The sequence below is a fragment of the Streptomyces sp. TS71-3 genome (genome assembly GCF_018327685.1).
Classification (GTDB): domain Bacteria; phylum Actinomycetota; class Actinomycetes; order Streptomycetales; family Streptomycetaceae; genus Streptomyces.
In genome coordinates, this window is record NZ_BNEL01000003.1 from 1,314,708 (window position 1) to 1,340,464 (window position 25,757).

Consider the following 25,757-nt stretch of genomic DNA (forward strand, 5'->3'; position numbering starts at 1 on the left):
GCCCCCCGGTGGCGTGCCATCATCGACCATCGATCGACCTGGAGTCCGAGTGGGAGGGCGCGTGGCGATGGAGGCCGGCCCTCGCAACCCGGCACACGGCGGTGAGTACGACGTCGCGCGGGACACCCAGGGGCCCTCTGGGGATGGTGGCGAACTCACCGTGGGGGACGGCCCGGCGGCCGACGGCCTCACTCCTGACGGTCCGGACAGCGCTCCGATGGATACCGTGGACGACGGTCCGGACCCCGCCGAGCTGGCCCCCGAGCCCGAGGTCGAGGTCGAGCTCCGGCCCCAGCGCAGGCTGCGCATCTGGCAGCTCGCGCCCATCGTGGTGCTGGCCGCCATCGGCTCCCTGATGTTCGCGTTCCCGCTCGCCTTCGAGTTCGGCGACGGCGGTGCCGTGGTGGCCATGTTGGGGCTGCTGATCTGCGCCTGCGCCGCCGGATGGGGGGTGATGGCCGCCCGCCGCGTCGGCTCCACCTGGCCCGGCCTGCCGCCGCGCGGCTCGGGCCGCCGCCCCGACTGGCGGGTCATCGCCGGCTACGCCGTGCTGGTCGCCGCCGTGGCGGTGCTCGCCGTGTGGCGGGTGGCCCGCCTGCGCTGAGCGTCCGCGAGGCCGCCGTGACGCGGCCCGCCGGACCGTCGCGGGCGGCCCGAGGCCCGGTCGGGAGCCCGCCTGCGGCCCACTGCCAGGCGCGTTGTCGTACCGACCCCGTACGATCGGGGCATGAGCACGCGTATCACCTTCCTCAAGGGGCACGGGACGGAGAACGACTTCGTCATCGTTCCCGACCCTGAGAACGCCGTCGAGCTGACCCCTGCCGCGGTGGTCGCGCTCTGCGACCGCCGGGCGGGCATCGGCGGTGACGGAGTGCTGCACGCCGTCCGCTCCGCGGCGCACCCCGAGGCGCGGCACATGGCCGCCGAGGCCGAGTGGTTCATGGACTACCGCAATGCCGACGGCTCGGTCGCGGAGATGTGCGGGAACGGCGTGCGGGTCTTCGCCCGCCACCTCCAGCGCGCGGGACTCGTCACCGAGGGCGACCTCGCGATCGCCACCCGCGGCGGCGTGAAGAGCGCGCACATAGACAAGGACGGCGACATCACCGTCGGCATGGGCCGGGCCGCACTGCCCTCCGGCGATGTCACGGTGCGCGTCGGCGAGCGCAGCTGGCCCGCGCGGAACGTGAACATGGGCAATCCGCACGCCGTCGCCTTCGTCGACGACCTCGGCCACGCGGGCGACCTCCTCGCGCCCCCGCCCGTCAGCCCCGCCTCCACATACCCCCAGGGGGTGAACGTGGAGTTCGTCGTGCCCGCAGGCGAGCGGCACGTCGCCATGAGGGTGCACGAGCGCGGCTCGGGCGAGACCCGCTCGTGCGGAACGGGCGCGTGCGCGGTGGCCGTCGCCGCGGCCCGCAGGGACGGCGTCGACCCGGCGGCGACGGGTTCCCCGGCCGTGTACACCGTCGATGTGCCCGGCGGGCGCCTGGTGGTCACCGAGCGCCCCGACGGCGAGATCGAACTCACCGGCCCCGCGGTCATCGTCGCCGAGGGTGAGATCGATGCGGAGTGTTTTGAGCACGCTTCGTAGTTGTACCCCCTGATGTGTCGCTCTTTGGAGTGATCGGACGGATGGTCGGGGGGCGCCGGTCGGGCCATGACGGTGTGCTCGGTAGCATCAAGCACCGGCCCGGACGGGGAACCGCCCCCTTCCCCCAGGGGCATGCCTGGGCTCTCCGCCGCTCCGCCGGACGACGCAGCCGGAGGTGCCCATGAGTGCGCAGGCGACCCGATCCGCTGATGCCCAGTCACCGGAAGCCCAGCGCAAGCGCGGGCGTGCCCGCCTTGACCTGCGCAGACTCGGCCGGGCCGCGTTGCTCGGCGGTCCCGACCGGGACCGGCTGCCGGACGCCATCACGCACGTTGCCGAGGCCCACCGCGCCCATTTCCCGGACGCCGACCTCGAACCGCTGCGCCGTGCCTACCTCCTCGCCGAGACCTCGCACCGCGGCCAACTCCGCAAGAGCGGCGAGCCGTACATCACCCACCCGCTCGCCGTCACCCTCATCCTCGCCCAACTCGGTGCCGAGACCACCACCCTGACGGCGTCGCTGCTCCACGACACCGTCGAGGACACCGAGGTGACGCTCGATCAGGTGGGGGAGGAGTTCGGCGAGGAGGTGCGCTACCTCGTCGACGGGGTCACCAAGCTGGAGAAGGTCGACTACGGCGCCGCCGCGGAACCGGAGACGTTCCGCAAGATGCTCGTCGCCACGGGCAACGACGTCCGGGTCATGTCGATCAAGCTCGCGGACCGGTTGCACAACATGCGCACGCTCGGCGTGATGCGCCCCGAGAAGCAGGCCCGTATCGCCAGGGTCACCAGGGACGTGCTCATCCCGCTCGCAGAGCGCCTGGGAGTGCAGGCGCTCAAGACGGAGCTGGAGGACCTGGTCTTCGCGATCCTGCACCCCGAGGAGTACGCGGAGACCCGCGAGCTGATCGCCGCCCACGTCGGCGGCGGCCACGACCCCCTCGCGGAGACCGCCCACGAGGTGCGTGCCGTGCTGCGGGACGCCCGGATCAGCGCCGAAGTCCTCATCCGCCCGCGGCACTTCGTCTCCGTGCACCGCACCCGCCGAAAACGAGGCGAGCTGCGGGGCGCCGACTTCGGACGGCTGCTGGTGCTGGTGAACGAGGACGCCGACTGCTACGGCGTCCTCGGCGAGCTGCACACCTGCTTCACGCCCGTGATCTCGGAGTTCAAGGACTTCATCGCGGTACCCAAGTTCAACCTCTACCAGTCGCTGCACACGGCCGTCGCCCGGCCGGACGGCGAGGTCGCCGAAGTCCTCATCCGCACCCACCGGATGCACCGCACCGCCGAGGCCGGCGTCGTCGCACTCGGCAACCCCTACGCCCAGCCCGCGCCCGCCGTGCCCGCCGGGCGGACCGCCCCCGGCGCGCCGCCCACCGCTCCCGCCCCCCGGCCCGGCGCATGGGTCCCCGCCCCGGGAGCGCCGGCGCAGGTGCCGCCCGCGCCGGCGCCCGGGGAGGAACCGGCCGACGACGAGCGCGCCGACCCCACCCGGCCCGGCTGGCTCTCCCGCCTCCTCCTGTGGCAGCAGGGCGCGCCCGACCCGGACACCTTCTGGTCCACGCTGCGCGAGGACCTCGCCCAGGACCGCGAGATCGCCGTCTTCCGGCCGGACGGTCGCACCCTCGGCCTGCCCGCCGGTGCCAGTTGCGTCGACGCCGCCTACGCCCAGTACGGCGAGGACGCCCACGCCTGCATCGGCGCCCGCGTGAACGGCCGGCTGGCCACGCTGGGCACCATCCTGCGCGACGGGGACACCGTGCAGCTCCTGATGGGCCAGGACGCCGCCTCCTCGGGGCCCTCCAGCCAGTGGCTGGAGCACGCCCGCACCCCCGCCGCACGGATCGCCATCGAGCGCTGGCTCGCGTGCCACCCGGAGGACGCCCACGACCCGGAGAACGCCGAAGCACCCCAGGACACCCGACGTGCGCCCGTCAGCACGCCCGGCGTGCGCCCCTTTCCCGCCAACGCCATCGTCGACATCCCGGGTGCGACAGTGCGCTTGGCCGGGTGCTGCACTCCGGTGCCGCCCGACAGCGTGACCGCGTTCGCCGTGCGCGGCGGCGTCGTCACCGTGCACCGCCAGGAGTGCGGGGCCGTGGCGCGCATGAAGAGCGCGGGGCGCCCGGAGGTGGGCGTGCGCTGGGGCCAGGGTGACGCCTGCCGCGTGACGCTGTTCGCGGAGTCCTTCGGACGGCCCCAGCTGCTCGCCGACCTCACCGAGGCCATCGCCGTCGAAGGGGTCGCGATCCTCTCGGCAGAGGTGGAGCCCCCGAGCGAGCAGCGCGTCCGGCACACGTACACGCTCCAGCTCCCCAACGCGTCCTGCCTGCCGTCCCTGATGCGGGCGATGCGCAAGGTCGCGGGCGTGTACGACGTCAGCCGGGCCCGCCGGCCCGCCACCACCATGCCCTAGGACCGGCCCGGGGCCCGGAGCGGTCCCGTCCGGAGCGCCGTCGAACGGATCCGCGCCCGCTGCCGTTCGGGTGGGCCCGGTGCGCGTCGCCGGCGTGCCCCCGGGGCGGCCCTGGTAACGGTGATCCATGCCGCCGCTCACGCCCCGCTCCCGCGCCCTCCGTACCCGCGGCCGACGCCTCGGCACCGGCCTGCTGGCCGTCGCCGCGAGCGTCTGCCTCGTCGCCGCGGACTCCCCGCCTCCCGGAGGCGCGCTGGGCGTCGGCGACCGGCTCTTCCCGCTGCTCGGCAACCCCGGCTACGACGTGCTGGACTACGACGTCGCGCTGACCTACCGCGGCTCCAACAAGACCCCGCTCACCGGCGTGACCAGCATCGACGCCCGCGCCACGGCGCCGCTGGAGCGCATCAACCTGGACTTCACGCACGGCCGCGTGCGCTCCGTCGACGTCAACGGCCACGCAGCCCGCTTCGCCACCGCCAAGGAAGACCTGGTCATCACCCCCGAGGACGGGATCCGCCAGGGCGAACGGGTGCACATCACCGTGCGCCACACCAGCGACCCCACCCCGCAGAAGGGCGTCGAGGGCGGCTGGGTGCAGACCTCGGACGGGCTGGCCATGGCCAACCAGGCGGCCGCCGCGCACCGGGTGTTCCCCTGCAACGACCACCCCTCCGACAAGGCGCGCTTCACCTTCCGGGTCACCGCTCCCCGGGACCTCACCGTGGTCGCCGGCGGCCTGCCCGTGCGCACCACCCGGCGCGGAGGCCAGTCGACCCGGGTGTTCCGCAGCACCTACCCCATGGCCACCGAACTGGTGCAGGTGAGCATCGGACGCTCCGCCGTCCTGCGCAGGACCGGCCCGCACGGCCTGCCGATCCGCGACGTCGTGCCCAGCCAGGACCGCGCGCTGCTCTCGCCCTGGCTCGGCAAGACGCCCGCCCAGATGCGCTGGATGGAGGCCAGGGCCGGCCGCTTCCCCTTCGAGACCTACGGCGTGCTCGTCGCGGACGCGCAGACCGGCTTCGAACTGGAGACGCAGACCCTCTCGCTCTTCGAGCGGCGGCTCTTCGCCGGCACGGGCTCCGCGCAGTTCCCCGCCTGGTACGTCCAGGCGCTCATGGTCCACGAGCTGGCGCACCAGTGGTTCGGCGACAGCGTCAGCCCCCGCACCTGGTCCGACCTCTGGCTGAACGAGGGCCACGCGACCTGGTACGAGGACGTGTACGCGCAGCGGGTGGGCGGCCCCACCCTGGTGGACCGGATGCACGCGGCCTACCTGAGCTCCGACCAGTGGCGCGCCGCGGGCGGCCCGCCCGCCGCGCCGAAGCCCGCCGGCGCCGCCAACCAGATCGGCATCTTCCGGCCCATCGTGTACGACGGCAGCGCCCTGGTGCTCTACGCGCTGCGGCAGCACATCGGGGTCCCCGCCTTCGAGCGCCTGGAGCGCGAATGGGTGAGCGCGAACCGGAACGGAACGGTCGGCACCGAGGACTTCATCCGGTTCGCGTCCCGGGTCACCGGGCGTGACCTGGACGGTTTCCTCCGCCCGTGGCTCTACGGCAAGAAGACGCCGCCCATGCCGGGGCATCCGGACTGGCACTCGGCGGCGCCCGCCAAGGCGGGTGCCCCGGCCGGCTCCACGCGCAGGGCCGCACCCCTGCCCGGGACGGCGGCTACACAGGGTGGGGCGACGAGCGACCCCATGCCACCCGGACACGTTCACCCTCGGTGAGGCCCGTGTGCCGGGCGAAGCGCGACCGGGCACGGCCGACCGAGCCGGACGACCGCCCGGCGAGGACGCGCGCACGCCCGGCGGACGAGCGCCCGACCGGACGCGAACGCGTGAAAACCCGGTGACGAGACGGCCTGGACCGTGCGACCATCATGGAGTCGACGACGCGGACGGCGGTCGCACACGGTGACGAGAACGGATACGGTCGGCTCACCGGACCCCCGCTCGGCGACCCCGGTCCGGGCGCGCACGGGGAATCTTCGGGCCGCTCGGAGCGTTGTGAGCGGTGGCGGAGACGTGTCCGTCCCGCCGGCCCTTCTCCCTTCGACGTAAGGATCCAATGACCTCCTCTTCTTCCTCTTCCCAGGCCGCGCAGCGCCTCGCGCAGAACCACCCCGAAGGACTTCGGGCCGATGCCCTGATGGAAGAGGACGTCGCCTGGAGCCATGAGATCGACAGCCTGCGGGACGGCGACCAGCTCGACCGCTCGGAGCGCGCGGCGCTGCGACGCGTCGCGGGTCTCTCGACGGAGCTGGAGGACGTCACCGAGGTCGAGTACCGGCAGCTCCGCCTGGAGCGCGTGGTGCTCGTCGGCGTCTGGACGTCCGGCACGCTGCTCGACGCGGAGAACTCCCTGGCCGAGCTCGCCGCGCTCGCCGAGACGGCCGGTGCGCTGGTCCTGGACGGCGTCATCCAGCGCCGCGACAAGCCCGACGCCGCCACCTACATCGGTTCGGGCAAGGCGCAGGAGCTCCAGGAGCTCGTGCTGGAGAGCGGTGCCGACACGGTCATCTGCGACGGTGAGCTCTCCCCGGGCCAGCTGATCCACCTCGAGGACGTCGTCAAGGCCAAGGTGATCGACCGCACGGCCCTGATCCTCGACATCTTCGCCCAGCACGCGAAGTCCCGTGAGGGCAAGTCGCAGGTCGCGCTCGCGCAGATGCAGTACATGCTGCCGCGGCTGCGCGGCTGGGGTCAGTCGATGTCCCGGCAGATGGGCGGCGGCAAGGGCGGCGGCCTCGCCACCCGCGGTCCCGGTGAGACGAAGATCGAGACGGACCGGCGGCGGATCCGCGAGAAGATGGCCAAGATGCGCCGTGAGATCGCGGACATGAAGACCGGACGCCAGGTCAAGCGCCAGGAGCGCCGCAGGAACAAGGTCCCGTCCGTCGCCATCGCCGGCTACACCAACGCGGGCAAGTCCTCGCTGCTCAACCGCCTCACCGGCGCCGGAGTCCTGGTGGAGAACGCCCTGTTCGCCACCCTGGACCCCACCGTGCGCCGCGCGGAGACCCCGAGCGGCCGGCTGTACACGCTCGCCGACACCGTCGGCTTCGTCCGCCATCTGCCGCACGACCTGGTGGAGGCGTTCCGCTCCACGATGGAGGAGGTCGGCGAGGCCGATCTGATCCTCCACGTGGTCGACGGCGCGCACCCCATGCCCGAGGAGCAGCTGGCCGCGGTCCGCTCCGTGATCCGTGACGTCGGTGCCACCGAGGTCCCCGAGATCGTGGTGATCAACAAGGCGGACGCCGCGGACCCGCTCACGCTCCAGCGCCTGATGCGCGCCGAGAAGCGCGCCATCGCGGTGTCGGCGCGCACGGGTGCGGGCATCGAGGAGTTGCGCGGTCACATCGACGCGCTGCTGCCGCGCCCGCAGGTCGAGATCGAGGCCCTGGTGCCCTACACCCAGGGCAAGCTCGTCGCCCGCGCACACTCCGAGGGCGAGGTGATCTCCGAGGAGCACACCCCGGAGGGCACCCTCCTGAAGGTCCGGGTCCACGAGGAACTGGCCGCGGACTTCGCCCCATACGTCCCCGCAGGCCTCCGCTGACACACTTCCCCGCGCCCCAAAAGGGGCGCGGGGAACGGCGCGAGCACTGGGAATGGCCTGTGGATCGGGAGCTGTGAGAAGTCCCGTCTTCGGGCGGGGTGGGGCGCAGCCCTGTATTGGGGGCGCGGGGAACGGCGCGAGCAACCAGGAACAGCCCGTAGATCCGGAGCCGCCAGAACCCCCCTGCGGGATGGGGCGCAGCCCCCGCACAAAGGGGCGCGGGGAACTGCGCAAGCACCCACAGGCAGCCCGCCGACCCGGAGCCGGCAGAACTCCCTTGCCGGCCGGCCCCGGGGCGCAGCCCCGCAAGGCCGCGCCCACCGAGGAACCGGCGCCCCGAGGCCCACAGCCACCACCCCGGGGCAAACCGGTCAGTTCACTGACCCCCGTACTTCTGGCTCATGTTGTCGTACACAGCCTTAGCCCCCTCACCGAGCTGCGGCCCCGCAAGCCACCCATTGGTGATCGGGCCGATCGAGGTGTTCGAGACCAGCTCGGTCTTCTTGCCCACCACACGGAACCAGCCACCGCCGGAGGAGCCGCCCGTCATGGTGCAGCCGATCCGGTACATCGTCGGCTTGCTCGGCTCGATCGACAGCCGGCCCGGCCGGTCGAGGCACTTGAACATCTTCTGCCCGTCGTACGGCGGGGCAGCCGGGTAGCCCCAGGCGCCCATCGTGCCGGCCTCGGACGTGGACGGCGCGGAGAAGTCCACGTCCAGCGCGGCGCCCACCGTCTCCTCCAGCGACTTGCCGCCCTGCTCCGGCTTCACGTGCAGCACCGCGTAGTCGTACGGTGCGCCGTTTCCGCCGGTCTCACCGCCCTCGTTTATCCACTCGTTCGAGGTGGAGGCCCAGTCCGCCCAGAACTTTCCGTACGGGGCGACCTCCTGGTACGTGGCGTTCTGGAGGTCGGCCATGGGCTTGCCGAGGTCGTTGTACGACGGGACGAACTCGATGTTCCGGTACCAGCCGCCGCCGGCACCGGCATGCACGCAGTGGCCCGCCGTCCACACCAGGTTGGACTTGCCCGGGTGGCGCACGTCCTTCACGACCGTGCCGGAGCACACCATGTGACCCTTGGGCGAGTCGAAGAAGACCTTGCCGACCGGCGCCGCGTTCTCGTGGTACGGGGTCTTCTCGGCCTGGGCCTCGACCGGCTGCGGCTCGGGATCCGTGACGCCCTGGTCGGCCACCGCGTCCTTGGCGACCGTCTTGGCCGGATCCTTCGCGGACTTCATCCGCTCCGGCTTCCAGAGGTCCTTGATGTACGGGTTGACGAAGTCCTTGGCGTTACGCAGCCACTCTTCCCTGTCCCAGTTCTTCCACCCGCCGTTCTTCCACTTGTCGGGGTCGATCCCGTGCTCTTTCAGGCGGTTGGAGAGCTCGTCGGCGAGACCGGCGGCGTCGGAGCCGGAGGAGCCGCCGGCGCTCTGGGCGGCGGCGGAGGAGTCGGACGCGCCGCTCGCGTCGTCGTCGGTGGAGGGGCCGCAGGCGGTGGCCGTGAGTGCCAGGGCCGCGACCAGCCCGGTGGCGGCGAGGACGGCGCGCCGCCCCCGGCCGCGCGCGAAGGGCGGACGTATGGAACGCATGGTGCAGTAACCCCCGAGATCGTGTGGCTGTGATGGCGAGTTGAGAGATTGCCTGATGGATCGTGTCGTGTACTTGTCAGTAACCGGGGCGGGCCCGTACGCCCCTGACCTGTGACACCCCACTGTGCCCGGCCGGGGTGCCGGCCGGCCCGTCATGGGGTCCGCAGACGGCGCATCCTACTGGGCGGCGTACTTCCTGCTCACCGCGTCGTAGACGCCCTCGGCCTCCTTGCCCAGCCGCGGCCCCGCGAGCCAGCCGCTGGTGATCGGGCCGATGGAGGTGTTCGAGACGAGCGCCGGCCTGCCGTCCGCCCCGGTGCTCACCCAACCGCCGCCGGAGGAACCGCCGGTCATCGTGCAGCCGATGCGGTACATCGTCGGGTCGGAGGCGGTGAGCGAGAGCCGCCCCGGCTTGTCGGCGCACTGGTACAGCTTCTGGCCGTCGTACGGCGCCGCGGCGGGATAGCCCCTGGCCGTCAGCGAGGCGATCGTCGGCGCCGGCGGAGCGTCGAAGTCCACCGGAAGAGCCGAACCGACCGTCTCCTCAAGCGACTTGCCCGAGCCGCCCTTCTCCGGCGTCACATGGATCACCGCGAAGTCGTACGGCGCTCCCTGGCCGCCCGTCGGACCGCCGTGCTCGATCCACTGCTGAGACGTCTGCGCCCAGGTGCCCCACCAGATGCCGTACGGGGCGACCTCGCTCTTCGGCGCGGTCTGGAGCTCCTTCGCCGTCCTGCCGCCGTCGTTGTACGAGGGCACGAAGGCGATGTTGCGGTACCAGCCGCCGTCCTTGCCGGCGTGCACGCAGTGCCCCGCGGTCCACACCAGATCGGACTTGCCGGGGTGCGCCGGGTCCTCGACCACCGTCGCCGAGCAGACCATCGACCCCTTGGGGCCGTCGAAGAAGAGCTTGCCCGACTGTGCCGCGTCCTCGTGGTAGGGCGCCCGCACCTCCTGCGCCCGCACCGGCGCCGGGGTCGGGTCCGTCACGCCCTGGTCGCCCGAGACGCCGTCGCCGTCCACTCCCTTGTCAGGGGGGTTGGCGTCCCGCATGCGGTCCGGGTTCCAGAGGCCGGCGATGATCGGGTTGACGAAGTCCTGCGCCTCACGCAGCCACTCGTCCTTCTCCCAGTTCCGCCAGCCGCCGTTCTTCCACTTGTCCGGGTCGATGCCGTGCTTCCTGAGCCGGTCCGCGAGGCCGTCGGGCAACCGCACCCCGCCGTCGCCGGCCGTCGCGGAGGCGCTCGGGCTCGGTGCGCCCCCCGCGTTGTCGTCACCGGGCCCGCAGGCCGTGGCGGTGAGGGCGAGAACCGCGCCCAGTGCGGCCACCGCCGCCACCGGGGCCCTGCGGCGCGCCGCCCTCCCCTCGGGCACGGCGAAGAACGGGCGTATGGATCGCATGGTCTGACTCCCCCTGGAACGACGTTCGATGCGGCAGCGGTGCGCCGCGGCCGGGCAACGCGCCCGCCCGAACGGGACGGTGCCGCCTTCCGGCCCGGGCACTCTCCGGCCGAGGGCCGGGCGGTGCCGTGTGCCACCGCCCGGCGGCCCGCCCGAGTGGCCGGTGCCGAACGGCCCCTCACACTATGCCGGTGCCTGTGGGAGACGGCAGACGGGAGCGCAACGGTTCCGTCACAGCGCCGGTCGGTACGAAGCCGTGGCCAGGGGTGATGTGAGGCGGCCCGGCGGAAACGTTACGGGTCCGGTGGCGCCTGGCACGTCGAGATCCCCCGGTGGAGCGGCCGGCTGCGGTGCCGCACCGCCGGACCGTGACGAGGCCCAAGGATCTTCCGCCGGGCCGTGTTCCCGCGCCCTTCCCGTCGTTGGAAGTGAGGGGGCCGCGGTCGCGCCGTGACCCCGCTCGCCGCGCGCGGCGGGACGCGCTACCTGCGGGAGGAACGACACCCATGGCCGTGACCGGCTCTGCGCCCTTGGCGACGACGACCGCGCAGGAGGCCATCCTGCGCCGTCAGGCGGCGCGCGAATCCGCAGCGCGCACCTACGCGCGCGCCCTGCCCATCGTGCCCGTGCGCGCACGCGGGTTGACGATCGAGGGCGCCGACGGCCGGCGCTACCTGGACTGCCTCTCCGGCGCGGGCACCCTCGCCCTCGGCCACAACCACCCCGTGGTGCTCAAGGCCATCCGCACCGTCCTCGACTCCGGCGCGCCTCTCCACGTACTGGATCTCGCGACCCCGGTGAAGGACGCCTTCGTCACGGAGCTCTTCGCCACCCTGCCGCGCCCCCTGGCGGACCACGCGCGCATCCAGTTCTGCGGACCGGCCGGCACGGACGCCGTCGAGGCCGCGCTCAAGCTGGTGCGCGCGGCCACCGGCCGGGCCGGCGTGCTCGCGTTCAGCGGCGCCTACCACGGCATGACGGCCGGCGCGCTGGACGCCTCGGGCGGCGCCGACGGCTTCGGCGCCGGCCGGGTGGCCCACCTGCCGTTCCCGCAGGACTACCGCTGCCCCTTCGGCGTCGGCGGCCCGCGTGGCGCCGAGCTCGCGGCCCGCTGGACCGAGACGCTGCTCGACGACCCCAAGTCCGGCGTCCGCGCGCCGGCCGGCATGATCCTCGAACCCGTGCAGGGCGAGGGCGGGGTGCTGCCCGCCCCCGACGACTGGATGCGCAGGATGCGCGCGCTCACGGCGGCGCGGGGCATCCCGCTGATCGCCGACGAGGTGCAGACCGGGGCGGGGCGCACGGGCGCCTTCTGGGCCGTGCAGCACAGCGGGATCGTCCCGGACGTCATGGTGATGTCCAAGGCCATCGGGGGGAGCATGCCGCTGGCCGTCGTCGTGTACCACGAGGACCTGGACGTCTGGCCGCCCGGCGCGCACGCCGGGACGTTCCGCGGCAACCAACTCGCCATGGCGGCGGGAGCGGCCACCCTCGCCCACATCCGCGAGCACGGACTCGCGGAGCGCGCCGCGCTGCTCGGCACCCGGATGGTCGGCGAGCTCCAGGGCCTCGCGGCGGCCCACCAATGCATCGGAGACGTACGCGGCCGGGGCCTGATGATCGGCGTCGAGCTCGTCGACCCGGAGGCGGAGGACACCACCGCCCCCGGCCCTCCGCCCGCTGCGCCCGCCCTGGCGCTCGCCGTCCAGCGGGAGTGCCTGAGCCGGGGACTGATCGTCGAACTCGGCGGCCGGCACTCCAGCGTCGTACGGCTGCTGCCCCCGCTCACCCTCACCGACGAACAGGCCTCGGCCGTCCTCGACCGCCTCGCCGACGCCATCGGCGCGGCCGCCCGCACCCACCACCCCGCGCCGGCGCACCCCTGACGGCGCACCGTCCGCCGACGCGCCGTCCCGGCACCGCCCTCACCCCCCTCTCCCGCCCCTCGCACCCGGACGAAGGCCCGAATAGGGCAGTACCCGGCGTGCCGGACCCGCCGACCGGCACCCGGCACCCGAACGACCCCCGAGGAAGCACTCTTGAACGCCACCCCCGCACCCGACGCCCGTCCCGGCCCCCCTCCGGGCGCCGCCTGTGCCACCACACCGGCGCGGGGGCCCGCGCAGACCCGCGCGGTGCCACGCCAGACGACCGCCGACCCGGCCGCCGAGCGCCCGCTCGGCGGCACCGCGGACCTGCTGGAGAACGCCGATCCCGGCACCGCGGCCCAGGCGGCAGGCATCGAGAACCTGCTCCGGTGCTGGGTCCGCGAGAACGACCTGAGCGCACCCGGGCACCCCACCCTGCGCATCCCCCTCGACGCCGACGGCACCGCCCTCCTCGTCCCCGTGCACTACTGGTCGCCCACCGGGTGGCACCGCTTCGGCCTCCCCGTGCTGGAAGGCACCCCGGACGGAGCCCCGCCGCCGGACGCCCCCACCCTGGCGGCCCTCCTCGTGCGCGCCGCCGTTCGCAGCTCCACGCCCCCAGACGGACCCCTCGCCGACGGCGGAGACCTCGTCGCGAGAGTCTCCGACTCCGTGCGCCGCACCGCCGCGTTCCTGGCCGAAGGCCGCCGCCACGCAGAGGGCGAACCCGATCTCTTCCTGGCCGCCGAGCAGTCCCTCGTGCTCGGCCACCCGCTGCATCCGACCCCCAAGAGCCGAGAGGGCCTCACCGACGACGAGGCACGGCGCTACTCACCCGAGTTGCGCGGCTCCTTCCCCGTGCACTGGCTGGCGGTCGACCGCTCCCTGCTCGCCCAGGACTCCGCGTGGACCGAGCGCGGCCGCGTGATCCCCGCCGAACGGCTCACCCAGCGGCTGGCCGGCGACGGGCTCGCGCTGCCCGCGGGCTGCGCCGCCCTGCCCCTCCACCCCTGGCAGATCCGCGACGTCCTCGACCGCCCCGCCGTCTCCGCGCTGGTCGACGCGGGCCTCCTGGTGCCCCTCGGTGCACACGGCGAGGCGTGGTTTCCCACCTCGTCCGTGCGCACCGTCTACCGGCCCGGCGCACCCGCGATGCTCAAGCTCTCCCTGGGCCTGCGCATCACCAACTCCCGCCGCGAGAACCTCCGCAAGGAACTGCTCCGGGGCGTCGAGGTCCACCGGTTGCTGCGCAGCGGGCTCGACGCGCGGTGGCAGGCGGCCCACCCCGGCTTCGGGATCGTCCGCGACCCGGCCTGGCTCGCCGTGGACGGCACGGACGGCCTCCCGCTGCCCGGCCTCGACGTGATGATCCGGCACAACCCCTTCGGACCCGGCGACGACGCCTCCTGCGTGGCGGGGCTCGTCTCCCCGCGCCCCGCGCCCGCATCCAGTGCCGGCTGCCGCGCCGCGCACGCCGGCGTGCCGCGGCAGGCCGGGTCCGGTGCCCCCGGCGCGTACGCCGGCCAGGAGCACGGGAACGCCTCGGCCACGGCGATGAGATCCCGGCTCGCCGAGATCGTCACCCGGCTCGCCCACCACACCGGCAGGCCCCGGCACGCCGTCGCCACCGAGTGGTTCCTGCGCTACCTGGAGCAGGTGGTGCGCCCGGTGCTCTGGCTGGACAGCGAGGCCGGCATCGCCCTGGAGGCACACCAGCAGAACACGCTGGTCCTGCTCGACCCGGACGGCTGGCCCATCGGCGGCCGCTACCGCGACAACCAGGGCTACTACTTCCGCGCCTCGCGCCGCGCCGAACTCGACCGGCGTCTGCCCGGGATCGGCACGCGGAGCGACACGTTCGTCTCCGACGACGTCACGGACGAGCGCTTCGCCTACTACCTCGGCATCAACAACGTCCTCGGCCTGATCGGAGCCTTCGGCTCCCAGCGGCTCGCCGACGAGACGGTGCTGCTGGCGGCCTTCCGCCGCTTCCTGCAACAGGCCGCGTCGGGACCCGGAAAGCTGCGCAGCCCGCTGCCCGGCCGCCTGCTCGACTCGCCGGTGCTGCGCTGCAAGGCCAACCTGCTGACCCGGCTGCACGGGCTCGACGAACTCGTCGGCCCCGTCGACACCCAGTCCGTCTACGCCACCCTGTCCAACCCCCTGCACGCCAGCGGGGCATGACCCTTCCCCCACCCGAGAGGAGCGTCGCCGTGGCTGTCCACCGGTCCCCGAACACCGGCACCGAGGACGGCACACCGCCGCCCGGCGGCGGCACCGGCGATACCGGCACCCGCGTCCACGTGAGCCCCGGGGGCGGAGGCCCGGCAACCGCCGACGCCGGCGACGGCGACACCCTCGGTCTCCCCCTGCCGGAACAACCCTCCGCCACCCCTGCCGGGGCCGGCCTGGCCGAGGCGTCGGCCGGCCCTCCGGCGGGCAGCGGCGACCTCCTCGACGGCATCTCCGGCTGGGCACCCGCCGACACCCCCGCGGGGGTCTTCCGGCTGCTGCCCGTGCGCCTCGGCCGCGATCTGCCGCTGATCTGCCGCTGGATGAACGACCCGGCCGTCGCCGCCTTCTGGGAGCTGTCGGGCTCCCCGTCCGTCACCGAGCACCATCTGCGGCCTCAACTGGAAGGCGACGGCCGCAGCGTTCCCTGCCTCGGCGTGCTCGACGGCACCCCCATGAGCTACTGGGAGGTCTACCGGGCCGACCTCGACCCCCTGGCCCGCCACTACCCGGCCCGGCCCGGCGACACCGGGATCCACCTGCTCATCGGCGGTGCCGCCGACCGGGCCCGCGGTCTCGGCAGCCTGCTGCTCGGTGCGGTCACCGACCTCGTGCTCGACCACCGTCCCGCCTGCCCGCGGGTCGTCGCCGAGCCGGACCTGCGCAACACCCCGTCCGTATCCGCCTTCCTGAGCGCAGGGTTCCGGTTCTCCGCGGAGATCGAACTCCCGGGCAAACGCGCCGCGCTCATGGTCCACGACCGGGCCCTGCGCCCTGTGCTCCGGCCCGGTCACCGCTAGTTCCACGCCCACATCGATCCGGTTCCCTCGTGAGGAGTCCCCGTGCCGAATCCATCCGCCACCCCGCAGCCCGGCCCCGCAGCGGAGCTGTCCGACGCGCCCTGTCCGCCCCGCCCTTCGTGCCGGAAGGAGGACGCATGGAGCAGGGCCGGCGGCCGCCTGCTCGCCAAGATGCTGGCCGAGTTCGCCTACGAGGAGATCATCCTGCCCACACCCGGGGAACCGGACGGCACACCGGCCGAGGAGACACGGGAGGCAGAGGAGACACGGGAGGCAGAGGAGACAAGTGGGGGAGTGTCACCGGCCGAAGCCACACGGGACTCGGTGACATCAGCCGAAACGTCACCGCCCGACGTGGCACCGGGCGAAACGCCACTTCTGGAGGCGGTACGGGGCGATACGGCGTTGCTGGAGGTGGCTCCGGACGATACGGCGTTGCTGGAGGTGGCTCCGGACGATACGGCACTGCTGGAGCTGACACCGGGCGAAACGCCACTGCTGGAGGTGGCACCGGGCGATACGGCACTGCTGGAGGTGACAGCGGGCGACACGGCACTGCTCGCAACAGCACCGCTCGAAACGGCGCCCGGCCACGCGGCACCCTCCGGTGCGTCAACACCCCAAACGGCACCGGCGGGCGCGGAGCACCGGGCAGGCAGGGCGCCCGATCCGGCCGGGTCCCCCGAGACCATCGAACCGCCCACCCCCGCCGTCCGGCCGGCCCCGCACCCTCCGGCAGACGCACGGCCCGAGCCGACGATCCCGTCCGGCGAGGGCCGTTCCTTTTGCGTAGGTCTCGACGACGGCGCCCGAATCGGGTTCCGGGCCCGGCGCGGCGCGTACGGCGGCTGGCGAGTGGACCCGGGGAGCGTCACGCTGACCGAGCCCGAGAGGGAGGCGAAACCGTTCGCCGACCCGCTCTCCTTCCTCGTCAGGGCCCGCCGGACACTCGGCGTGGACGGCATCACCCTCGGCCACGTCATCCGCGAGCTCAGCCACACCCTCGCCGCCGACGTCCGGCTCGACCGGACCGCGGTCTCCGCCGCCGACCTCGCCGACCTCGGCTACGCCGAGCTGGAGGGCCACCAGACCGGGCACCCCTGGCTGGTCCTCAACAAGGGCCGGCTCGGCTTCTCGGCCAACGACACCGCGCACTGGGCGCCCGAGAGCCGCAGGCCCACCGCCCTGCCCTGGATCGCTGTGCACACGTCCCTGGCCACCTACCGCGGCGTCTCCGGCCTCGACACCGCCGACCGGCTCTACGCCCAGGAACTTGCCGGGACCGTCCGCGAGACCTTCGCCGACGTCCTCCGCGCGCGCGGGCTGGAGCCGCGGGAGTACCTGTACCTTCCCGTCCACCCCTGGCAGTGGGACGAGGTCGTCCTGCCGCTGTTCGGGTCCTCGGTGGCCACCGGCAAGATCGTTCCGCTGCCGACGGACGGAGATCTGCGGCTTCCCCAGCAGTCCATCCGGACGTTCTGCAACGTCACCCGCCCGGCCCGGCACACCGTGAAGCTGCCGCTGTCCATCCTGAACACCCTGGTCTGGCGGGGGCTGCCGACGGAACGCACCCTCGCCGCCCCTTCCGTCACCGCCTGGATGCAAGGGCTGCGCGACGCCGACCCGTTCCTCAAGGACGAGTGCGGCGTGATCCTGCTGGGGGAGGTCGCCTCGGTGACCGTCCAGCACCCCGTCTACGACGCGCTGCCCGAGGCGCCGTACCAGTACAAGGAACTGCTCGGCGCGATCTGGCGGGAGCCCCTGCCGCCGCAGCTGGCCGTGGGGGAACGGGCCAGGACGCTGGCGGCGCTGCTGCACACCGACCAGGACGGCCGCGCGGTCACCGCGGAACTCGTCGCGCGCTCCGGGCTGCCTCCCCGTGTCTGGTTGCGGCACCTCTTCGCCGCGCTGCTGCCCCCGCTGCTGCGCTACCTGTACCACTACGGCGTCGTCTTCTCGCCGCACGGCGAGAACGCCATCGTCGTCTTCGACGAGCAGGACGTGCCGGTGCGGCTCGCGGTCAAGGACTTCGTGGACGACGTCAACGTCAGCGCCAAGCCGCTGCCCGAGCACGACCTCATGCCCGGCGACGTGCGCTCGGTACTGCTGACCGAGCCTCCGGCGTTCCTCACGCAGTTCATCCATTCGGGTCTTTTCGTGGGCGTCTTCCGTTACCTGGCTCCCCTCTGCGAAGAGCAACTCGGCGTCCCCGAGGCCGAGTTCTGGTCGCTGGTGCGGGCGGAGATCGTGCGGCACCAGGAGCGCTTTCCTCGCCTGAAGGACCGTTACGCCGTGTTTGACCTGCTTACTCCGCGTATCGAGCGGCTCTGCCTGAACCGGAACCGGTTGCATCTGGACGGCTACCGGGACCGCGCCCAGCGGCCGCACGCCGCCGTGCACGGGACTGTCGCCAATCCGCTGTATCTTCCTTGACCCGGGTGTTGTCGGTGGCGCCGCGTAATGTTGTCGGCCTATGACGAAGCCCTCACTCTCCGAGCTCCTGCATGCCGCCGTCACCGCCGTCGGCGGCACGGAGCGCCCTGGCCAGGCGGCCATGGCAGAAGCCGTCGCCGAAGCCTTCGCCGACGGCTCCCACCTGCTCGTACAGGCCGGTACCGGCACCGGCAAGTCGCTGGGGTATCTGGTGCCGGCCCTTGCCCATGGGGAGCGGGTGGTGGTGGCGACGGCGACGCTGGCCCTGCAGCGCCAGCTCGTCGAGCGTGATCTGCCGCGCACGGTCGAGGCGCTCCATCCGCTGCTGCGCCGCCGCCCCGAGTTCGCGATGCTCAAGGGCCGGTCGAACTACCTCTGCCTGCACCGGCTGCACGAGGGCATGCCGCAGGACGAGGAGGAGGGCCTCTTCGACCAGTTCGAGGCCGCCGCGCCCACCAGCAGGCTGGGCCAGGACCTGCTGCGGCTGCGCGACTGGTCGGACGACACGGAGTCGGGCGACCGCGATGATCTGAGCCCCGGCGTCTCCGACCGCGCCTGGGCGCAGGTGTCGGTCTCGTCCCGGGAGTGCGTGGGCGCGTCCAGGTGCGCGTACGGCCAGGAGTGCTTCGCGGAGCTCGCGCGGGAGCGCGCGAAGCTGTCCGAGGTGGTCGTCACGAATCACGCGCTGCTCGCGATCGACGCCCTGGAGGGCGCCCGGGTGCTGCCGGAGCACGAGCTGCTGGTCGTGGACGAGGCGCATGAGCTGGTGTCCAGGGTGACGGGGGTGGCCACCGGCGAGCTCACGCCCGGGCAGGTCAATCGGGCGGTGCGGCGGGCGGCGAAGCTGGTCGACGAGAAGACGGCCGATCAGCTCCAGACGGCGGCGGAGGGCTTCGAGCGGCTGATGGAGCTGGCGCTGCCGGGCCGCCTGGAGGAGATCCCCGAGGATCTGGGCTATGCGCTGATGGCGCTGCGGGACGCGGCGCGGAATGTCATCGGCCGGCTGGGGGCCACCCGTGACGCCTCGGTGCAGGACGAGGACGCGGTGCGCAAGCAGGCCCTCGCGTCCGTGGAGACGGTCCATGATGTGGCCGAGCGCGTGACGGGCGGCTCGGAGTACGACGTCGTGTGGTACGAGCGGCATGACCGGTTCGGCGCGTCGTTGCGGGTGGCGCCGATGTCGGTGTCGGGCCTGCTGAGGGAGAAGCTGTTCGCGGACCGTTCCGTGGTCCTGACGTCGGCGACGCTCAAGCTGGGCGGCGACTTCAACGGCATCGGGGCGTCGATGGGTCTCGCCCCGGAGGGGCTGGCGGGCACGGCGGACGCCGAGGTGGAGGACCTGCCGGTCTGGAAGGGCGTCGATGTCGGCTCGCCGTTCGAGTACCGCAAGCAGGGCATTCTCTACGTGGCCCGCCATCTGTCGCGGCCGGCCAGGGACGGCGACCGGGGCGACATGCTCGATGAGCTGGCCGAGCTGATCCAGGCGGCGGGCGGGCGGACGCTGGGCCTGTTCTCGTCGATGCGGGGCGCGCAGTCGGCCGCGGAGGCGCTCCGGACGCGGATTCCGGATTTCCCGATCCTGTTGCAGGGCGAGGAGACGCTGGGGGAGCTGATCAAGGGCTTCGCGGGCGACCCGGAGACCTGCTTGTTCGGCACGCTCTCGCTCTGGCAGGGGGTGGACGTGCCCGGTTCCGGGTGCCAGCTGGTGGTGATGGACAAGATTCCGTTCCCCCGCCCGGACGATCCGCTGATGAGCGCCCGCCAGAAGGCCGTGGAGGACGCCGGCGGCAATGGCTTCATGGCGGTGGCCGCCAGGCACGCGGCACTGCTGATGGCGCAGGGCGCGGGTCGGCTGGTGCGTGCGTCGGGGGACCGCGGGGTGGTGGCGGTGCTGGACCCGCGCCTGGAGACCGCCCGTTACGGCAGCTACCTGCGGGCTTCACTGCCGGATTTCTGGTACACGACGGACCGCAACCAGGCCAGGCGCTCCCTGGCGGCGATCGACGCGTCGGCGCGGCAGCAGGAGGAGGCGGCGAAGGCGTAGTCGGGGGCCGCGAAGCGTCCCTGAGAGAAGCGCCCCTGAAAGGGGCGCGGGGAACTGCTGGCGGCACACGCGCATCCCCGTCGGTCCCCGCCGGGGAAACACGGGCCCCTGCCGGACAGGCCCCGCCGGACAAACCACAGGCCCCGGAACCGGCGCAGAGGTCCCGGGGCCTGGTTGCGGGGTGTCACACGCGGCGGAGCACCGCGACCACCTTGCCGAGGATGGTCGCTTCATCGCCAGGGATCGGCTGGTAGGCGGAGTTGTGAGGCAGCAGCCACACATGCCCGTCCTCCCGCTTGAACCGCTTGACGGTGGCCTCACCGTCGAGCATCGCGGCGACGATGTCGCCGTTCTCGGCGACGGGCTGGCGGCGGACCGTGACCCAGTCCCCGTCGCAGATGGCCGCTTCGATCATGGAGTCGCCGACGACCTTCAGGACGAACAGCTCGCCGTCGCCGACGAGCTGCCGTGGCAGGGGGAACACGTCCTCGACCGATTCCTCGGCGAGGATGGGCCCGCCGGCGGCGATGCGGCCGACGAGGGGGACGTAGGACGCGGCGGGCTTGCCCGCGGTGTCGGTGGGCTGCACGGCGGGCTGGTCGGAGCCGCGGACCTCGTAGGCGCGCGGGCGGTGCGGGTCGCGCCGCAGGAAGCCCTTGCGCTCCAGGGCCATCAGCTGGTGGGCCACGGAGGAGGTGCTGGACAGGCCGACGGCCTGGCCGATCTCACGCATGGACGGGGGGTAGCCACGCCGCTGGACGGAGTCCCTGATCACTTCGATGACCCGACGCTGCCGGTCGGTGAGGCCGGAGCTGTCGGCCCTGATTCCTGGGGGTCGACCCGGCAGGGAGCGAGCTGGTCGTGGCCCCTCCTGGCTCGTGGCTGCGTCACTCATGGCGTGCACCGGGTCGAGTCGGTCCTGGGAGCGGTCCTGAGCAGTGATGACGGCACTGTCTGCGGTGGTGGTCACGTTCGTGGGCCCCTCTCGAATGTTCTCCCTGGCTGGACAACGGTAGTTGGTTTCGAAAGGTTGCGCCAAACACACGTTCGAGTGAAAAATCCTGGATCACTGTACGCAACTCGATGTTCGGGTGTATGGATCTCCTCGGGCGGGGTCGGGCGAATCCGCCGATTGCGGTAATCTTCACCGCCGGAATCGCGGTGACCGCCTGTCCGAGGCGCTGTGTGCGCGTGCCGTGCCCGGTGGGTGATCCTCAGTCTGCCATCCCGGGTGGCGGCCGCACGGTACCGGGGCCGCCCTCGTGGCGGGCCGGGCGCGTGGGAGCCTGTCCGGGGCGACCGGCCGGCGTGCGTTCGATGGTGCCACCCGGCCTTCCCGGCCCTTGTTCGGATGCCGGAGCCCGTTGTCCCCGTGGCTGGCCGGAACTGCTCCCTCGTGGAGCCGCGGAGATGCCACGGCGATGACGCTGCGTGCCCGCCGGGTTCCGGATCCGAAGCCGTGAGGCGGGAATCCGGACCGCACCAGGTGTCCCACCTGCCCCATCGCGGACCGCTCGGTGCGTCGCGGGTGCGGCTCGGCGCGTCGTCGCCGGGGTGTCGGCGTGCCCTCGCGGACCCGCCGATCGCGCACGCCCCGCGGTCGTCCGCGCACCCTCCGCAGCCGTCCTGAGGGGCCCGTGGACCGCGACACGCGGCGTGACATGCGGTGGCGTGGAATTTGCAGCGCGACCCCACATCTAGTGGTTGGATTACATCAGCGGCCCACAAGTTGTGGTCCCGGAGTCTCCATTGCTCCGGATCATGGCCTATGATTGGGGCTGCTCCGGGAGGGAGGACCGCCCTTTCGGCAGCGATGGACCCGTGCTGTGAAGAAGGAGGGATGGACGCGATGCACTGCCCCTTCTGCCGGCACCCCGACAGCCGTGTCGTCGACAGTCGCACCACGGACGACGGCACCTCGATCCGCAGGCGCCGCCAGTGCCCGGACTGCTCCCGGCGGTTCACCACCGTGGAGACCTGCTCACTCATGGTGGTCAAGCGCAGCGGAGTGACGGAGCCCTTCAGCCGTACCAAGGTCATCAACGGCGTGCGCAAGGCGTGTCAGGGGCGGCCGGTCACCGAGGACGCGCTCGCCCAGCTCGGGCAGCACGTCGAGGAGGCCGTCCGCGCCACCGGCAGCGCCGAGCTGACCACGCACGACGTGGGCCTCGCGATCCTCGGCCCGCTCCAGGAGCTGGACGTCGTCGCGTACCTGCGCTTCGCGTCGGTGTACCGCGCGTTCGAGTCGCTCGACGACTTCGATGACGCGATCCGCCTGCTGCGCGAGCAGCGGGCCGAGGTGCCCGCCCCGGCCGACGGTGCCGGAACCCCCGCCGAGAACGCCGGCGAGGTCCGCGAGGCGCCCGAGCGCGGGCCGGGAGGGACCCTCGGGGTCCCCGAGCCCGCCGTCACCGCCGACTGACGGCCGGCCGGACGGACAGGGGTGGTCCGTCCGGGAACGGACGAGCGGCGATCACATCAGGACCTGCCGGGGGCGGCGACAGAGGCGTTCCCCGGTTCGAGACAGAACACCGTGCCCGGGAAGAACAGGGCACTTCAGGGCGTTTTCGCCCGGTATAGGGAGGCGGCATGACAGAGACGACGAGCGGCCCGGCACGCGGCTCAAGCACCAACCCGGCCCGTGGCTCCGGCACCAACGGGGCCAAGACCGGCAAGGGGCTGCGTATCGAGCGCATCCACACCACTCCCGGTGTGCATCCGTACGACGAGGTTGCCTGGGAGCGTCGTGATGTCGTCATGACCAACTGGCGCGACGGCTCGATCAACTTCGAGCAGCGTGGCGTCGAGTTCCCCGAGTTCTGGTCGGTGAACGCGGTCAACATCGTCACCAGCAAGTACTTCCGCGGTGCCCTCGGCACACCGCAGCGCGAGACCAGCCTCAAGCAGCTGGTCGACCGCATCGTGAAGACCTACCGGCGAGCGGGTGAGGAGCACAGGTACTTCGCCTCGCCGGCCGACGCGGAGGTCTTCGAGCACGAGCTGGCGTACGCCCTCCTGCACCAGATCTTCAGCTTCAACTCCCCGGTGTGGTTCAACGTCGGGACGGCGCAGCCCCAGCAGGTCTCCGCGTGCTTCATCCTCTCCGTCGACGACTCCATGGAGTCGATCCTCGACTGGTACAAGGAAGAGGGCATGATCTTCAAGGGCGGTTCGGGCGCCGGCCTGAACCTCTCCCGGATCCGTTCCTCCAAGGAGCTGCTCTCCTCCGGCGGCAACGCCTCCGGGCCCGTCTCCTTCATGCGCGGCGCCGACGCCTCCGCCGGCACCATCAAGTCCGGTGGCGCCACCCGCCGGGCCGCGAAGATGGTCATCCTGGACGTCGACCACCCCGACATCGAGGACTTCATCCAGACCAAGGTCAAGGAAGAGGAGAAGATCCGCGCGCTGCGCGACGCGGGCTTCGACATGGACCTCGGCGGCGATGACATCACCTCCGTCCAGTACCAGAACGCCAACAACTCCGTCCGCGTCAACGACGCCTTCATGAAGGCCGTCGAGAACGACGCCGCCTTCGGCCTGCGCGCCCGGATGACCGGTGAGGTCATCGAGGAGGTCAAGGCCAAGGAGCTGTTCCGCAAGATGGCCGAGGCCGCCTGGGCCTGCGCCGACCCGGGCATCCAGTACGACGACACCATCAACCACTGGCACACCTGCCCCGAGTCCGGCCGGATCAACGGCTCGAACCCGTGCAGCGAGTACATGCACCTGGACAACACGTCCTGCAACCTCGCCTCGCTGAACCTGATGAAGTTCCTCAAGGACGACGGCAAGGGCCACCAGTCCTTCGAGGCCGACCGGTTCGCGAAGGTCGTCGAGCTGGTCATCACCGCGATGGACATCTCCATCTCCTTCGCGGACTTCCCGACGCAGAAGATCGGTGAGAACACCCGCGCCTTCCGCCAGCTCGGCATCGGCTACGCCAACCTCGGCGCCCTGCTGATGGCGACCGGCCACGCCTACGACTCCGACGGCGGCCGCGCGCTGGCCGGCGCCGTGACGTCCCTGATGACCGGCACCGCCTACCGGCGCTCCGCCGAGCTCGCCTCGGTCGTCGGCCCGTACGACGGCTACGCCCGCAACGCCACGGCCCACAAGCGCGTCATGAAGCAGCACGCCGACGCCAACGCCGCGGCCGTCCGCATGGACGACCTGGACACCCCGGTCTGGGCCGCGGCCACGGAGGCCTGGCAGGACGTGGTCCGGCTCGGCGAGAAGCACGGCTACCGCAACGCCCAGGCATCCGTCATCGCCCCGACCGGCACCATCGGCCTCGCGATGTCCTGCGACACCACGGGCCTGGAGCCCGACCTCGCGCTGGTCAAGTTCAAGAAGCTGGTCGGCGGCGGCTCGATGCAGATCGTCAACGGCACCGTCCCGCAGGCCCTGCGCCGCCTCGGCTACCAGGAGGAGCAGATCGAGGCGATCGTCGCCCACATCGCCGAGCACGGCAACGTGGTCAACGCACCCGGCCTGAAGACCCAGCACTACGAGGTCTTCGACTGCGCCATGGGTGAGCGCTCGATCTCCGCGATGGGCCACGTCCGGATGATGGGGGCCATCCAGCCCTGGATCTCCGGTGCGCTCTCCAAGACGGTCAACATGCCCGAGTCCGCCACCGTCGAAGAGGTCGAGGAGATCTACTTCGAGGCCTGGAAGATGGGCATCAAGGCGCTCGCGATCTACCGCGACAACTGCAAGGTCGGCCAGCCGCTCTCCGCCAAGAAGAAGGAGGAGAAGAAGGAGCAGGAGCGCGCGGAGATCACCGAGAAGGCCGAGGACGCCATCCGCGGCGCGGTCGAGAAGGTCGTCGAGTACCGCCCGGTCCGCAACCGCCTCCCCAAGGGCCGCCCCGGCATCACGACCTCCTTCACGGTCGGCGGCGCCGAGGGCTACATGACCGCCAACTCCTACCCGGACGACGGGCTCGGCGAGGTCTTCCTGAAGATGTCCAAGCAGGGTTCCACCCTCGCGGGCATGATGGACGCCTTCTCCATTGCGGTCTCCGTCGGCCTCCAGTACGGGGTGCCCCTGGAGACGTACGTCTCGAAGTTCACCAACATGCGCTTCGAGCCGGCCGGCATGACGGACGACCCGGACGTGCGGATCGCCCAGTCGATCGTCGACTACATCTTCCGCCGCCTGGCGCTGGACTTCCTGCCCTTCGAGACCCGCTCCGCGCTCGGCATCCACTCCGCCGAGGAGCGCCAGCGGCACCTGGAGACCGGTTCCTACGAGCGCTTCACGGACGACGACGTGGACGTCGAGTCCCTGGCGCAGTCGGCGCCGCGCCAGCCGGAGTCCCTCAAGGCGGTCGGCACGCCGCAGGCCGAGTCCCAGGCGGCCAAGCCCGCACCGCAGCAGGCGCACACCAGCGCCGAACTGGTGGAGATGCAGCTCGGCATCCAGGCGGACGCCCCGCTCTGCTTCTCCTGCGGCACCAAGATGCAGCGGGCCGGCTCCTGCTACATCTGCGAGGGCTGCGGCTCGACGAGCGGTTGCAGCTGAGTCGCATCGGCGCGGGATCGCGCCGGACCGGCTTGCCCGGCAGCGGCTTGCGCCCGGCGGGTGCTGAGCCGGCCCCGGAGGGGCGGCTGAGCCGCGAGGGGCACGAGGACTGAGCCGCGAGGCGCTCGCGGGTTGAGAAAGGGGCACCGACCGATGGTCGGTGCCCCTTCCGTGTGAGCGCCTACCGCGTGAGCGGCGTACGGACTTCAACCCGTTGGACTTCGACCTCCCGCGCTGCGCGCCCCGCAGGCCGCGCTCGTGGGGCGGCCCGTGGCGC

The 25,757-nt window shown here is 72.4% G+C and carries 16 protein-coding genes; 12 read left to right on the forward strand and 4 right to left on the reverse strand.

The annotated features are described in order from the left end of the window. Nucleotides 1-49 precede the first annotated feature (49 nt). From Sm713_RS29915 to hflX, 5 genes are all read left to right on the forward strand, one after another. Nucleotides 50-604 (forward strand): hypothetical protein, encoded by a 555-nt coding sequence (locus tag Sm713_RS29915; RefSeq protein WP_374196090.1) that lies wholly within the window; start codon nt 50-52, stop codon nt 602-604. Between the two features lie 123 nt (nt 605-727). Further along, nucleotides 728-1,594 carry a diaminopimelate epimerase gene (dapF, locus tag Sm713_RS29920; protein ID WP_212913102.1) on the forward strand — a complete coding sequence of 289 codons (867 nt, stop codon included), beginning with the start codon at nt 728-730 and terminating at the stop codon, nt 1,592-1,594. A 181-nt stretch (nt 1,595-1,775) separates the two neighbouring features. Beyond that, nucleotides 1,776-4,016 carry a bifunctional (p)ppGpp synthetase/guanosine-3',5'-bis(diphosphate) 3'-pyrophosphohydrolase gene (locus Sm713_RS29925; RefSeq protein ID WP_212913103.1) on the forward strand — a complete coding sequence of 747 codons (2,241 nt, stop codon included), beginning with the start codon at nt 1,776-1,778 and terminating at the stop codon, nt 4,014-4,016. 127 nt (nt 4,017-4,143) lie between these two features. Beyond that, nucleotides 4,144-5,751 (forward strand): M1 family metallopeptidase, encoded by a 1,608-nt coding sequence (locus Sm713_RS29930; RefSeq protein ID WP_212913104.1) that lies wholly within the window; start codon nt 4,144-4,146, stop codon nt 5,749-5,751. A gap of 340 nt (nt 5,752-6,091) precedes the next feature. Next, on the forward strand, nt 6,092-7,585 hold the full coding sequence (hflX, locus tag Sm713_RS29935) for a GTPase HflX (RefSeq protein WP_212913105.1): 1,494 nt from the start codon (nt 6,092-6,094) through the stop codon (nt 7,583-7,585). Between the two features lie 376 nt (nt 7,586-7,961). Here the strand turns inward: hflX and Sm713_RS29940 are convergent, their stop codons facing one another. Beyond that, nucleotides 7,962-9,176 (reverse strand): serine protease, encoded by a 1,215-nt coding sequence (locus tag Sm713_RS29940; protein ID WP_212913106.1) that lies wholly within the window; start codon nt 9,174-9,176, stop codon nt 7,962-7,964. A 177-nt stretch (nt 9,177-9,353) separates the two neighbouring features. Then, the gene (locus Sm713_RS29945) at nt 9,354-10,577 is read right to left on the reverse strand and encodes a serine protease (RefSeq protein ID WP_212913107.1); all 1,224 of its coding nucleotides are present in this window, start codon (nt 10,575-10,577) and stop codon (nt 9,354-9,356) included. Between the two features lie 506 nt (nt 10,578-11,083). Between Sm713_RS29945 and Sm713_RS29950 the strand changes: the two genes are divergently transcribed. From Sm713_RS29950 to Sm713_RS29960, 3 genes are all read left to right on the forward strand, one after another. Continuing rightward, entirely contained in the window at nt 11,084-12,463 is a 1,380-nt protein-coding gene (locus Sm713_RS29950; RefSeq protein ID WP_212913108.1) for a diaminobutyrate--2-oxoglutarate transaminase family protein, read from the forward strand. A gap of 153 nt (nt 12,464-12,616) precedes the next feature. Further along, complete coding sequence (locus tag Sm713_RS29955; protein ID WP_212913109.1) at nt 12,617-14,629, forward strand: IucA/IucC family siderophore biosynthesis protein; 2,013 nt, start codon at nt 12,617-12,619, stop codon at nt 14,627-14,629. Next, nucleotides 14,626-15,477, forward strand: a complete 852-nt coding sequence (locus Sm713_RS29960) for a GNAT family N-acetyltransferase (protein WP_212913110.1) — start codon at nt 14,626-14,628, stop codon at nt 15,475-15,477. Before Sm713_RS29955 ends, Sm713_RS29960 begins: the two co-directional genes overlap by 4 nt. A gap of 342 nt (nt 15,478-15,819) precedes the next feature. Here the strand turns inward: Sm713_RS29960 and Sm713_RS41795 are convergent, their stop codons facing one another. Then, nucleotides 15,820-16,071, reverse strand: a complete 252-nt coding sequence (locus Sm713_RS41795; RefSeq protein ID WP_212914946.1) for a pentapeptide repeat-containing protein — start codon at nt 16,069-16,071, stop codon at nt 15,820-15,822. Between the two features lie 96 nt (nt 16,072-16,167). Here Sm713_RS41795 and Sm713_RS29970 point away from each other — a divergent pair, with 96 nt between their 5' ends. Both Sm713_RS29970 and Sm713_RS29975 read left to right on the forward strand, forming a co-directional pair. Next, a complete protein-coding gene (locus Sm713_RS29970) occupies nt 16,168-17,910 on the forward strand; it encodes an IucA/IucC family siderophore biosynthesis protein (protein ID WP_374196132.1) in 1,743 nt (580 codons plus the stop codon). Between the two features lie 40 nt (nt 17,911-17,950). Beyond that, on the forward strand, nt 17,951-19,954 hold the full coding sequence (locus tag Sm713_RS29975) for an ATP-dependent DNA helicase (protein ID WP_212913111.1): 2,004 nt from the start codon (nt 17,951-17,953) through the stop codon (nt 19,952-19,954). Nucleotides 19,955-20,138: 184 nt separating this feature from the next. Here the strand turns inward: Sm713_RS29975 and lexA are convergent, their stop codons facing one another. Beyond that, the gene (gene lexA / locus Sm713_RS29980) at nt 20,139-20,924 is read right to left on the reverse strand and encodes a transcriptional repressor LexA (protein WP_212913112.1); all 786 of its coding nucleotides are present in this window, start codon (nt 20,922-20,924) and stop codon (nt 20,139-20,141) included. A gap of 879 nt (nt 20,925-21,803) precedes the next feature. On the opposite strand from lexA, the gene nrdR reads away from it, so the two are divergent. Together nrdR and Sm713_RS29990 are read left to right on the forward strand one after the other, a co-directional pair. Continuing rightward, nucleotides 21,804-22,376: a transcriptional regulator NrdR gene (gene nrdR, locus Sm713_RS29985; protein WP_212914947.1), complete on the forward strand. Its 573-nt coding sequence runs from the start codon at nt 21,804-21,806 to the stop codon at nt 22,374-22,376. Between the two features lie 167 nt (nt 22,377-22,543). Beyond that, the gene (locus tag Sm713_RS29990; protein WP_212913113.1) at nt 22,544-25,480 is read left to right on the forward strand and encodes a vitamin B12-dependent ribonucleotide reductase; all 2,937 of its coding nucleotides are present in this window, start codon (nt 22,544-22,546) and stop codon (nt 25,478-25,480) included. The last annotated feature ends 277 nt before the right edge of the window (nt 25,481-25,757 follow it).

Coding starts and splice junctions, on each gene's coding strand:
- dapF (WP_212913102.1), top strand. CDS start 728: ATGAGCACGCGTATCACCTTCCTCAAGGGGCACGGGACGGAGAACGAC.
- Sm713_RS29925 (WP_212913103.1), top strand. CDS start 1,776: ATGAGTGCGCAGGCGACCCGATCCGCTGATGCCCAGTCACCGGAAGCC.
- Sm713_RS29930 (WP_212913104.1), top strand. CDS start 4,144: ATGCCGCCGCTCACGCCCCGCTCCCGCGCCCTCCGTACCCGCGGCCGA.
- hflX (WP_212913105.1), top strand. CDS start 6,092: ATGACCTCCTCTTCTTCCTCTTCCCAGGCCGCGCAGCGCCTCGCGCAG.
- Sm713_RS29940 (WP_212913106.1), bottom strand. CDS start 9,176: ATGCGTTCCATACGTCCGCCCTTCGCGCGCGGCCGGGGGCGGCGCGCC.
- Sm713_RS29945 (WP_212913107.1), bottom strand. CDS start 10,577: ATGCGATCCATACGCCCGTTCTTCGCCGTGCCCGAGGGGAGGGCGGCG.
- Sm713_RS29950 (WP_212913108.1), top strand. CDS start 11,084: ATGGCCGTGACCGGCTCTGCGCCCTTGGCGACGACGACCGCGCAGGAG.
- Sm713_RS29960 (WP_212913110.1), top strand. CDS start 14,626: ATGACCCTTCCCCCACCCGAGAGGAGCGTCGCCGTGGCTGTCCACCGG.
- Sm713_RS29975 (WP_212913111.1), top strand. CDS start 17,951: ATGACGAAGCCCTCACTCTCCGAGCTCCTGCATGCCGCCGTCACCGCC.
- nrdR (WP_212914947.1), top strand. CDS start 21,804: ATGCACTGCCCCTTCTGCCGGCACCCCGACAGCCGTGTCGTCGACAGT.
- Sm713_RS29990 (WP_212913113.1), top strand. CDS start 22,544: ATGACAGAGACGACGAGCGGCCCGGCACGCGGCTCAAGCACCAACCCG.